This is a genomic window from Butyrivibrio sp. INlla14 (assembly GCF_900102515.1).
GTDB lineage: Bacteria > Bacillota > Clostridia > Lachnospirales > Lachnospiraceae > Butyrivibrio.
The window spans coordinates 17,544-29,902 of record NZ_FMVS01000007.1 but is presented as its reverse complement, the minus strand read 5'-3'; the positions used below and the strand labels follow the sequence as shown (position 1 = coordinate 29,902).

Here is a 12,359-nt window from a genome sequence, read left to right as displayed (position 1 = left end):
TGTGTTTTCCACTCTACCCATCACAAGTCCCCTATTGCTGTCCACATATGCACAGAACAATTCTCATCGCCTGCGCCTTATGTGTATCCATATAGTCCTCTGACAGACACTTCTCCGGCGTTTATCTCAAACTCTTCTCCCTCTTCATTAGAAACGACGAGGGCGCCAGTCTTGGTAATGCCGTGAGCAATTGCCTCATATTCTCCCTTAGGGTCTAACACTTTGACCAGCTTGTGTCTGTTTATGAGCCTCATCTCATACTGATCCAGTAAAAGAGTCAGATCAAAATGCTGACGATATTTCTCGTAGTTTTCTTCAAATCTTTTCATACAGCAGGCGATTACCTGGCTCCTTCTGAGCCTTACGCCTGTTGTCGATAAAATAGAGCCCGCTATATCCTTAATATCTTCTGGAAAGTCTTCCATGTTAACATTGATGCCTACGCCTATAACAACATCGTCTATAGTATTGTCTGGCTTCATATGAAGTTCTGTCAGTATACCACAGATCTTTTTCCCTGCAATGACGATGTCGTTTGGCCACTTGATCTGGGGGAAGTTCCTAACCTCCGCTATGATCTGACCAGCAAAGTATACCTTGGTGGATTTGCTAAGATCTTCATCGTTGGCCATGATAAGCGCATCCTCGATGCCTTCTGCTATTGAAAGTCCCATGATCAGGGTCAGCATTGAAATCCTATCAGGTGGGGCGTCAGGCCTTATAACAAGACTCATGGCGATATTGGTTCCCTGAGGTGTTTCCCAGGATCTGCCCCTTGAGCCTCTTCCTGTTATCTGCCTGTCAGCCACCACCAACGTTCCGTGGGGTGCCCCTTCCTGGGCAAGCTCCCTTGCGTCATCGTTGGTTGATCCGGTTTCATCCTTGTAGATCAGGTTCCTTGCTGCCCAATTAGTATTAAGTTTTTTAGCTATGCTCTCCTTGTTCACTGTTCTAATCCCTTATGCCTTTACATGATGTCATTTTTTATATTTGTCAGTGTCTATGATTATTGTTCGGCGCTCTTAGCTTTTGATCAGCTATTTTTGAGTGTAGCCAGCATCACAGCCTTTATGGTGTGCATGCGGTTCTCAGCCTCTTCAAACACGATGGAGTGGTCTGATTCAAAGACTTCATCAGTTACTTCCATTTCATTAAGGCCGTATTTCTCTTTTATCTCCTTGCCAATTCCTGTATTAAGGTCGTGGAAAGAAGGCAGACAGTGCATGAATACGCTATCCTTGCCTGCATTATTCATGATATCCATTGTAACTCTGTATTTCTCAAGGTCGCGGATTCGCTCTTCCCATACACTGTCTGGCTCTCCCATCGAAACCCAGATGTCGGTGTATATAACGTCTGCGCCCTTAGTTCCTTCAATTGGATCCTCATTAAAATCAATGATTGCACCTGTCTTACTTGCAATGTCCTGACAGGTCTTTATCAGTTCCTCATTAGGGAAATATTTCTTGTTAGATACTGCAGTAAAGTGCATCCCCATCTTGGCGCAAGCCACCATGAGGGAATTTCCTGTGTTGTATCTTGCATCACCCATGTAAACCAGGTGGATTCCCTTGAGCTTTCCGAAGTGCTCCTTGATAGTCAAAAGATCTGCCAGCATCTGCGTGGGATGGAATTCGTTGGTAAGTCCATTCCATACTGGAACTTTACTATACTTGGCAATCGTCTCAACTATCTCCTGTTCAAAGCCTCTATATTCGATGCCGTCATACATGCTGGCAAGAACCCTTGCTGTGTCTGCAATGGATTCCTTTTTACCAATCTGAGAATCCGCTGGATTAAGGTAGGTTGAACCCATACCAAGGTCACTGGCAGCAACTTCAAAGGAACATCTTGTTCTGGTGCTGGTCTTCTCAAAGATGAGAGCAATGTTCTTGCCTCTAAGTTCGTCGTGGAGAATTCCATTTTTCTTTTTCTCCTTGAGATCAGAAGCAAGGTCTACCAGGTACTGAATTTCCTCTGGTGTGTAGTCAAGCAGTTTCAAAAAATCGCGTCCGTACAAGTTCATAATCCTACTCCTCCTGTAATCTAGTTTCCGTATTTGTGCACTCTTTTTCCATGATATCACAGAATACTAAATACACAAAGGGACAATGGGCGCTGATTGTAACGACACTAGCAAAAAAAATCGAGGAAAAGAGCTATGTCTTTTCCCCGATGATATATTTAATTATATAAGATTACCAGAATACGTGGGCTCCGATTATGATACCTTCACGTCCGTTTACTCTTCTGAAGTGGCATGCGCTTCCAACGGTGGTCTCGCCATTAAGTGCTGCCTGGGCTGCCTGATAGTTCATATCGTAGATCTTGCCACTGTTGTAAACCTTGGCAACTGTTCCGTTAAGGGCTGGTGTGAACTGGCCTGACGCATAGATAACACTGTAAATCGTGTTAGGATAAGCACCACTCTTAACTCTGTTGAGTACTACAGCACCAACTGCAACTCTTCCCTCGTAAGGCTGGTTACCTGCCTCGCACTGGATAAGTGCTGCAAGGAGTTTAACTTCATCAGCATCCGCGCTGACTGCTCCCTGATTCTTGGTAAGGGCTGCTTTCTTCTCAGCTTCCTCACGGATCTTGATGGCTGCTATTGTCTCACCCTGATCAATCTTGAACTCAGTAGTAACGAAATCAGCCTGAACATAGCCTGTCTCATCGTTGTAATCAACGCTGATCCAGCCATTTCCCAGATCTTCGATCATATCAACGAAGACCTTCTTGGTAAGTACACCCAGAACCTCAGCGTTCTCATTGGGCTCTTTCCTGATGTTAAGAGCTGTGCTGTTGCTGGTTACAATCTGCTTACCAACGTCTGATGCTGCGTTTATAGCATCCTCATCAAATAAAAGATATTCATCATTGGCCCATCCGATCAGATCCCCTGACTGGATCTTGGTCCAACCATCTTTCCTCTCTAAGATCTTGCCACCACAGTCCTTATAAAGGACTCCTACCTTGGCTGCATCTTCATCGGGCTCTTCCCTGACGTTCATGACTCTTGATACATTAGCCATGACAAGCTTAGAACCCTCTTCCTCACTTGTACTGGAAGATGAACTGGCATCAGAAGATTTGTCCATATTGGATGCCACAATAACTTCTGTCGCGCTGGAATCTATTCCGAGCGGAGAAATTGGACTTATAATGTTTGAAATGCCTACAGCAACCTCTGAAACGGTATTATTGCTCCTAGCATTTACAGTTAATCCCTGGGAAATAAAAAGAACAAAGACAAGACCACAAATAATCAAAGGTCTCAATTCCCTAAGGGATAACTTTACTGCCTTTTTCATATCTTTGCTATCCTCTGCATTATTTTTGTATTTGGTAATAAATCTTGCATGCAATTTTTACAAATATATTGCAATTTGTTACCATCACGAAAACATATAGATATTAGCAAATAATGATTTTTTTGTCAAATTTTTACAATTTACCGTTTATTTTTTGTAAATTAATTACAGTTGCTTACTCTTGTCAATGCAAGCCTTTACAGCGTCTATAACTGCCGCTCTAAAGCCCTTTTCCTCCAGTACTCTCACCGCTTCTATTGTTGTACCTGCTGGGGAGCACACCATATCCTTGAGTTCGCCAGGGTGTTTTCCAGTTTCAAGGACCATCTTGGCGCTTCCAAGAACTGACTGTGCTGCGAATTCGTAAGCCTGCTTCCTGGGCATACCGCCTGCTACCGCCGCATCAGCCATTGCCTCTATGAAAAGAAATACATAAGCAGGAGATGAACCGCTGACTCCGACCACTACGTCCATCATGGATTCAGGCACTGTGTAGGCCTTGCCAAAGCTCTCAAGGAGCTCTATTACGAACTGGAAGTCGTTGTCACTTACAAGGTCATTCCTACAAACCGCTGAACATCCCTCTAAAACAAGGGCTGGAGTATTAGGCATTACTCTTATTATTTTTACCGGTTTTTCGAACTCTTTTGCCAACCAATTAATTGTCTTGCCTGCTGCTATGCTGACGATAATTTTACTATCATCTACACTATCCATGATATCCGCAATAACAACCTTTAAATACTGCGGTTTAACAGCCAGAATGATTATATCTGCCTCTTTGGCTACGGCCGCATTGGAGCTTCGGATCTGGATTCCGTACTTGCTTGCAACTTTTTGTCTGGTAGCTTCTGTAGCTGCTGTTCCTATGATCTCGTTAGAGCCCATAAGTCCCTTGGCCAGAATCCCGCCAATCATAGCTTTCGCCATATTTCCAAGTCCAATAAAACCAATTGTCATAACGTGCCTCCTTGTGTCTGATTCTCTATCATAATTACTATCTATTCCAAAGTATCCTTTTATCCATTATGGATGCTAGTGCAGCACTGCTCATACATAATTACCCACATTGCTTGCATCTGAATTCAGTTGCTGCATCATCCTCTTCTCTGTCTGGATGCTTCAAAAGTCAAAATTGCTGCGGAAGTTGCCGCATTCATGGATTCAACCTCGCCCTTCATCGGGATCAGAATGTATGTATCTGCTGCATCTGCAGTCTCTTTTGTAAGTCCATTGCCCTCGTTACCTATAAGGAATGCTGTTGGCTTCGTATAGTCGAATTCGTCGTAGTTCTTTTCCCCTTTAAGATGGGCAGCGTAAGTATGGATACCGCTTGCCTTAAGTGTTTCAAGAACCTGAGGGACGCTTTCTACATATATAAATGGCATTCTGAAAATTGAACCCATTGTTGATCTGATAACCTTGGGATTGTAGATATCTGCAGATCCCTTGCTGAGGATAATTCCTGTTACTCCTGCCCCTTCTCCGGAACGAAGCATTGTTCCTACATTTCCAGGGTCCTGAATGTTCTCAAGAATGAGCATCAGTGGTCTTGCATTTTCATCATCCTGGTTGTAGCCTTTAATAACTTCCTCAAGAGTGTAATGATACTGACTGATAACTGCCAAAACTCCTTGCGGTGTCTGGGTTGCGGCCATCTTCTTCATAACATCCTCAGATACCTCTTCAGCTCCGTATCTCCAGAGAATTTCTTTATCCTCTTCCGTAGCCTTATCAAGAAATCTTGCAGTCACATAGACTTCCCTTACCTGGAGTACAGGCGCCTCTCTTAGCATCTTCATTCCTTCTATTACAAAGGCATCTTCCTCACGGCGGGCTTTACTCTTTTCCATAAGGCTTACTACCTTGCGGACTCTCTCATTACTTGTACTTGTTATCATCTAATTTCCTCATACTGTTTTTCTATCAAAATTCTTTTTACAGGCTAATTGCATTCAATAGCTATATTGGATAGCCAGCATTTCTCGAGTCTAACGCGATAGCTCATTCATTTGATTCATATCGCTAAGTGTATGGATTTAGTATATCATACTTTGTGCGCAATCACCCATTCGCTTGCCGGTCTTGAACAACAGAACGCGGCAGGAATAATCCTGCCGCGTCAAAATTTCTAAATATCTTATCATCCAATAAATTAAAGGATACGAGCGATCTCGTACATGTACTCGTTGATGTTCTTCTTCATTGCAAGAGCCTCGTCGATGTCATAATCAACGAACTGGCCGTTTCTGTAGCCAACAACTCTGTTTGTCTTGCCTGCAGCAAGGATATCAGCTGCATAGCATCCCATCATAGAAGCATATACACGATCCTTACATGTTGGGCTACCACCACGCTGCATGTAACCAAGGATAGAAGCTCTTGTCTCAAGACCTGTTGCAGCCTCGATACGACGAGCCATAGATGTTGAATGTCCGATACCCTCAGCATTAACGATGATGTGGTGTGTCTTACCCTTCTTACGGTTGTCGATGATGTTGTCGATGATTCTCTGCTCGTTGTAGTCATACTTCTCAGGAAGAAGGATGTCATCAGCGCCGTTAGCGATTGCGCACCAAAGAGCGATATATCCAGCATGACGGCCCATAACCTCTACGATACTAACTCTCTCATGAGAAGAAGATGTATCACGGATCTTGTCAATGGCCTCCATTGCTGTGTTGATAGCTGTATCAAATCCGATTGTATAGTCTGTGCAAGAGATATCAAGGTCGATTGTTCCTGGGATACCTACTGTATTGATGCCCTGCTGTGAAAGCTTCTGAGCTCCGCGGTATGATCCGTCACCACCGATAACAACCATACCATCTATTCCATGCTTACGGCAGATCTCAGCACCCTTGGCCTGACCCTCTGCTGTTGTGAACTCCATACAACGAGCTGTACCAAGAATAGTACCACCCTTCTGGATGATATCTGATACGCTACGTCTGTCCATATCGATGATCTCTTCGTTAAGAAGACCCATGTAACCTTTCTTGATACCCTTAACCTTGAGTCCATTTGCAAGGGATTTACGAACAACAGCTCTGATTGCTGCGTTCATTCCAGGTGCGTCACCACCACTAGTTAAAACTCCAATAGTTTTGATCTGTTTCGCCATAATTATTTCCTCGATTCATAACATTGAATTCTATGATTCAATTAAAAAAATTTATTCCTTTAAAAATCTTATTAAATATATAACAAATGCCTTGAATTGACAATACTTTGTCATACTTATTTTTATATTATCGCAAGTTTTTTTAATCTGCAATCCTTATGAAATCGATTTCAAGAAATTTTAACTTTTATCGTTTTTTTGTTCATCTGTTGTGCAAATATGAGACTCTTTTTCCTCAGTTACCGTTTTCAATAGACCAGTTGTTCTGATTCTCCAGCTTATCCAATAAATTTCCCACCATTTATGTTATAATTTCCTCATATATTTAAAAAGTTTTGGGGAAACAATAATGGCATTTACTCATTTGCACGTCCACACTGAATATTCTCTTTTGGACGGTTCCAATAAGATAAAAGAATATGTTAAGCGTCTGAAGGACCTTGGCATGACAGCTGGTGCTATCACTGACCATGGTGTCATGTACGGGGTTATTGATTTTTATAAGGCTTGTCGCGCAGAGGGCATCAATCCAGTTATCGGGTGCGAAGTCTATGTGGCTCCTGGATCTCGCTTTGATAAAGAGTCCGCCCAGACTGACGACAGATACTATCACCTGGTGCTTCTTGCCGAGAACAATGTAGGATATGCCAATTTATCCCACATAGTAAGCCGCGGCTTTACAGAGGGATATTATTACAACCCCCGTGTTGACATGGAACTTCTTGAGCAATATCACGAGGGTATAATTGCGCTTTCTGCCTGCCTTGCTGGTGAAATTCCCAGGAATATCGTTAAGGGTGCACCAGATAAGGCAAAAGAGGCAGCAATCCGCCTCGACAATATCTTTGGCCATGGCAATTTCTTTTTAGAGCTTCAGGATCACGGAATTCCTGAGCAGAGGCATGTTAACGCATCTCTAATGGCTCTTTCACAGGAGCTTGATATTCCGCTGGTTGCAACCAATGACTGTCATTACACCTATGCTGACGATGCCGAGGCCCATGACCTGCTATTGTGTATCCAGACTGGCAAAAAGGTTACTGACGAAGACCGTATGCGCTACGAAGGCGGCCAGTACTATGTCAAGAGCGAGGAAGAGATGAGATCTCTTTTCCCTTATGCACAGGAAGCTATCGACAACACTCAGAAGATTGCGGACAGATGTAATGTTGAAATTGAGTTTGGTGTCACCAAGTTGCCTCATTTCGAGGTTCCAGAAGGTTATGATTCCTGGACTTACCTTAATAAACTCTGTCTTGATGGCCTTCATGAGCGCTATCCCGATGATGATGGCACGTTAAAAGAGAAGCTTGACTACGAGCTTGGTGTCATCAAGCGCATGGGCTATGTTGATTATTTCCTTATTGTATGGGACTACATCAACTATTGCCGCGAAAATGGCATCGCTGTTGGCCCGGGAAGAGGCTCCGCTGCCGGAAGTATCGTTTCCTATTGCATGCATATCACCAACATTGATCCTATAAAGTACGATCTTCTTTTTGAGAGATTCCTTAATCCTGAGCGTGTATCCATGCCTGATATCGACGTGGACTTCGAGTACGAGAGACGCCAGGATGTAATAGATTACGTAACTGAAAAGTATGGTGCTGACAAGGTTGTGCAGATCATAACCTTTGGAACCCTGGCTGCCAAGGGCGTCATCCGTGATGTAGCCAGAGTTATGGATCTTCCTTATAGCTTTGGAGACAATATTTCCAAGATGGTTCCTCAGGAGCTCAACATGACTCTGGATCTGGCCCTCAAGATGAATCCTGAGCTTAGGACCCAGTATGAGACTGACGAAACTGTTCACAAACTGATCGATATGTGTAAAAAGCTTGAAGGACTTCCACGTCACACCTCTATTCATGCGGCCGGTGTCGTTATCTGCTCAGCTCCGGCAGAGGATCTTGTTCCTCTCTCCCGCTCTGCAGAAGGAAACGTAACCACTCAGTTTACAATGACAACAATTGAGGAGCTGGGGCTTCTGAAGATGGACTTTTTGGGACTCCGCACTCTTACTGTTATCAAGGATGCTGTACGTTTTGCCAACAATTCTCTGGGTGCAAGGCTTGGTGATCCTAACTATATAAATATAGATGAAATAGACTACAACGACCCTAATGTCCTTGGCCTTATCGGAAGTGGCAAGTGCGATGGTATATTCCAGCTGGAATCCGGAGGAATGCAATCCTTCATGAAGGAGCTTAAGCCCCAGTCCCTGGAGGATATCATAGCGGGCATATCTCTTTACCGCCCAGGTCCAATGGACTTTATTCCTAAATATATATCAGGAAAAAATGATGCCGGCTCCATTACCTACCAGACGCCTGAGCTAGAGCCAATCTTGAAGCCAACCTATGGCTGTATCGTTTACCAGGAGCAGGTTATGCAGATAGTTCAGCAGCTAGGCGGCTACACTCTTGGCCGAGCTGACCTTGTTCGCCGTGCCATGAGTAAAAAGAAACAACATGTCATGGAGGTTGAACGAGCTAATTTCGTAAATGGTAATCTAGAGGAAAACGTTCCTGGTTGCGCTTCCAAGGGTATCGCTCCAGAAGTCGCTAACGCCATCTATGATTCCATGATGGATTTTGCCAAGTATGCTTTCAACAAGTCCCATGCTGCCTGCTATGCAGTTGTTGCCCTACAGACAGCCTGGCTTAAATACTACTATCCTGTAGAATTCATGGCAGCTCTCATGACTTCTGTAATCGATAATCCGGGCAAGGTTTCCGGCTATATCATGAGCTGTAGAAATATGGGGATAGCTCTTTTACCACCTGATATAAATGAGGGCTTTGATGGCTTCTCCGTTACCGAAGTTGAGGCATCAGAAAATGACAAACCTATCACCGGAGCTGTAGTAACTTGTGCCCCTGGGCATAAGAAAGCTATTCGTTATGCCCTCACTGCCATTAAGGGTATCGGAAGGCCAGTCATAGCCTCTATTGTAAAAGAGAGAAAGCTCCACGGAAAATTTAAGACAATCAACGATTTTCTGACAAGAATGTCAGGTCGTGAGAATGATGTTAATAAACGCGCTGTGGAAAACTTTATAAAGGCTGGAGCTTTTGATTGCTTTGAAGGAACCCGCAAACAGCACATGACGGTTTACTCCCAGATAATGGACCAGCTCCACAGTTCTGGCAGAAATGTCATGGCAGGTCAGATGACTTTGTTTGATTTTGCTGGAGAAGAAGCCAAAAAAGAATACGAGATTCCGCTTCCTAATGTTGGCGAATTCCCAAGGGAGCTGATGCTTGAATTCGAGAAAGAGGTACTTGGAATCTATGTTTCAGGCCACCCTCTTGAAGAATACGTTGGTATGTGGAAAAAGAAGATCACAAACACTACCACAGATTTTTATCTTGATGATGAGAGCGGTTCTCCTGAGGTTCAGGATGGCTCAACAGTAACTATCGGTGGAATCATCAGTGAGAAAAAAATAAAATACACCAAAAATGACCAGATTATGGCCTTTATCACTCTTGAAGATCTTGTGGGTTCTGTGGAAGTTATTGTCTTTCCTAAGACCTACGAAGCAAACGCCGGAAGGCTCGATGAAGATGCCAAGGTCTTTATAGAAGGCCGTGTTTCTGTAGAAGATGAGAGGGATGCCAAGCTAATTGCCAGCAAGATTCAGCTATTTGACGAAGTAGCCAAGACTGTGTGGCTGAGATTCCCTAATAAAGATACTTACGAATCTAAAGTCGATGCTCTTGAAAAGATCATTGCAAGCAGCGATGGCCGTGACGAGATCAGCATTTACCTGACAGATACCAAGCAGATCAAAAAGCTTGGAAGATCCAAGTCTATAAAGGCTGACAAGGTGACTATAGAAGCTTTGGAGGAGCTACTTGGCAAAGAGAATGTGCAGATGACATAAGTACATAAAAAAATTCTAAAAAGGAGTTTTCACTTTTACTATCAAGTGAAAACTCCTTTTATGTAGCTTTTTCTAATATCTATATTTTGAAATCTATTGTCTTTACATCAGGCAGCTTTCTTCTGAGCCTTTATTGCATTCTTTACCTGTGTGAGGTAGTCCTTGATAACTGCAATGCAATCTGCCTGCTGCGCAAGATCTGTCTTTCTAACCTTTTTAGGAATAGAAATACGAACCTTCTTTTTACCAAACCAGATTGTAGCCTGGAAAGCAACCATTTTATCAGTAAAATTAACCTTTGTGATATCTGCAAGGCTAAATGTCTTGGCCAATGCGAACTTGTCAATATGCCAATCATCAAGAACTGCAAAATTCATTGAGTTATTTGTGAATCCAATGTATGCGTTGTGTAATCTAGCTGAACCAAACTCATCCTGGAAAAGACCACCTATAAGTGCTCCAAGTGCCCCACCACACATTGTAAGATAATAAATTGGGCTTGTAGGAATAATCTGTGCAAAAACCTTTACGTTATAGGCATCTCCTGGAAGTAACATTCCATCAAGCATCATGTTCATATCCTGTGCGTTTGCTCTTTTCATATTTAATTCTCCTCTTACATAAACAATATTTTACATCTATGATCATCAGTGCTATTTTGCACTGTAATTCCTTGTTACATTTTTTATACAAAGTCATTTGGTAATATGTTGCGTTCGCAACACTTTCCATTTTTACGCATAATAATCCCGCTAATTTATACAAATCAGCGGGATTATAAAATGCGCTTTTAGTTAACGATTACTGTACTGCTGCCTGGAGCTCTGAAACCTTATCTGTCTGCTCCCAAGGAAGGTTGAGGTCGTTACGTCCGAAGTGGCCGTAAGCTGCTGTCTGCTTGTAGATAGGACGACGAAGGTCGAGCATCTTGATGATACCAGCTGGACGAAGGTCAAATACCTTACGAACTGCCTCTGTGAGCTTCTCATCAGAAACCTTACCAGTTCCAAATGTATCAACAAGAACTGATGTAGGCTGTGCAACACCGATAGCGTAAGAAATCTGGATCTCTGCTCTGTCTGCAAGACCAGCTGCTACGATATTCTTGGCAACGTATCTTGCTGCATATGCTGCAGAACGGTCAACCTTTGTGCAGTCCTTACCAGAGAAAGCACCGCCGCCGTGACGAGCTGCTCCTCCGTAAGTATCAACGATGATCTTACGTCCTGTAAGGCCAGCATCACCCTGAGGTCCGCCGATAACAAAACGTCCTGTTGGATTGATATAGATCTTAGTATTGTCATCAACAAGTGCAAGATCAACTACAGCATCGATAACGTACTTTCTGATGTCTGCGTGGATCTGCTCCTGTGTAACCTTCTCATCGTGCTGAGTTGAAATAACGATAGCTTCAAGTCTCTTAACCTTGCCGTTCTCATCATACTCAACAGAAACCTGGCTCTTACCATCTGCTCTAAGATATGGAAGAGTTCCATTCTTTCTAACTTCTGTAAGCTTCTTGGTAAGCTTGTGTGCAAGGCTGATAGCGTATGGCATGTACTCTTCTGTCTCGTTTGTAGCATAACCAAACATCATACCCTGGTCACCAGCACCGATAGCTTCAAGCTGCTCATCTGTCATCTGGTTCTCTCTAGCCTCAAGAGCCTTATCAACACCCATAGCGATATCAGCTGACTGCTGATCAAGTGCTACAAGTACTGCACATGTGTTGCCATCAAAGCCCTTGGCTGAATCATCATAGCCGATCTCTTTGATTGTCTCACGTGCGATCTTAGCGTAGTCAACATGTGCCTTTGTTGTGATCTCACCTGTGATGAGAACGAAACCTGTGCATGTTGCTGTCTCGCAAGCTACACGGCTCATTGGGTCCTGCTCCATGCAAGCATCAAGGATAGCGTCAGAAATGTTATCGCAGATCTTGTCTGGATGTCCTTCTGTAACTGATTCTGATGTGAAAATAAACTTATCCATATTTTTTCCTTTCTTTTAGCTGCTTCGTTAAGGCAGATTC

At 43.3% G+C, this 12,359-nt stretch carries 9 protein-coding genes; 1 reads left to right on the top strand and 8 read right to left on the bottom strand.

The genetic code is table 11. From position 1 onward, the window contains the following. Window positions 1-77: 77 nt before the first annotated feature. From BLO53_RS05700 to pfkA, 6 genes are all read right to left on the bottom strand, one after another. Window positions 78-947, bottom strand: coding sequence for a biotin--[acetyl-CoA-carboxylase] ligase (locus tag BLO53_RS05700; RefSeq protein WP_176757180.1), 870 nt, complete (start codon window positions 945-947; stop codon window positions 78-80). Window positions 948-1,033: 86 nt separating this feature from the next. Then, window positions 1,034-2,026: an ornithine carbamoyltransferase gene (gene argF, locus BLO53_RS05695; protein WP_092059631.1), complete on the bottom strand. Its 993-nt coding sequence runs from the start codon at window positions 2,024-2,026 to the stop codon at window positions 1,034-1,036. Between the two features lie 172 nt (window positions 2,027-2,198). Continuing rightward, window positions 2,199-3,314, bottom strand: coding sequence for a cell wall hydrolase (locus BLO53_RS05690; protein ID WP_092059629.1), 1,116 nt, complete (start codon window positions 3,312-3,314; stop codon window positions 2,199-2,201). 165 nt (window positions 3,315-3,479) lie between these two features. Then, window positions 3,480-4,274 carry a pyrroline-5-carboxylate reductase gene (proC, locus tag BLO53_RS05685; RefSeq protein WP_026489748.1) on the bottom strand — a complete coding sequence of 265 codons (795 nt, stop codon included), beginning with the start codon at window positions 4,272-4,274 and terminating at the stop codon, window positions 3,480-3,482. A gap of 137 nt (window positions 4,275-4,411) precedes the next feature. Next, a complete protein-coding gene (locus tag BLO53_RS05680; protein ID WP_092059627.1) occupies window positions 4,412-5,215 on the bottom strand; it encodes a TrmH family RNA methyltransferase in 804 nt (267 codons plus the stop codon). Window positions 5,216-5,469: 254 nt separating this feature from the next. Continuing rightward, a complete protein-coding gene (gene pfkA / locus BLO53_RS05675; protein ID WP_026489746.1) occupies window positions 5,470-6,438 on the bottom strand; it encodes a 6-phosphofructokinase in 969 nt (322 codons plus the stop codon). Window positions 6,439-6,787: 349 nt separating this feature from the next. Between pfkA and BLO53_RS05670 the strand changes: the two genes are divergently transcribed. Then, window positions 6,788-10,327 carry a DNA polymerase III subunit alpha gene (locus BLO53_RS05670; RefSeq protein WP_092059625.1) on the top strand — a complete coding sequence of 1,180 codons (3,540 nt, stop codon included), beginning with the start codon at window positions 6,788-6,790 and terminating at the stop codon, window positions 10,325-10,327. Window positions 10,328-10,434: 107 nt separating this feature from the next. Here BLO53_RS05670 and BLO53_RS05665 read toward each other — a convergent pair whose 3' ends face one another. Next, window positions 10,435-10,929, bottom strand: a complete 495-nt coding sequence (locus BLO53_RS05665) for a hypothetical protein (RefSeq protein ID WP_026489744.1) — start codon at window positions 10,927-10,929, stop codon at window positions 10,435-10,437. Window positions 10,930-11,128: 199 nt separating this feature from the next. Continuing rightward, window positions 11,129-12,319 (bottom strand): methionine adenosyltransferase, encoded by a 1,191-nt coding sequence (metK, locus tag BLO53_RS05660; RefSeq protein WP_026489743.1) that lies wholly within the window; start codon window positions 12,317-12,319, stop codon window positions 11,129-11,131. Between the last annotated feature and the right edge of the window lie 40 nt (window positions 12,320-12,359).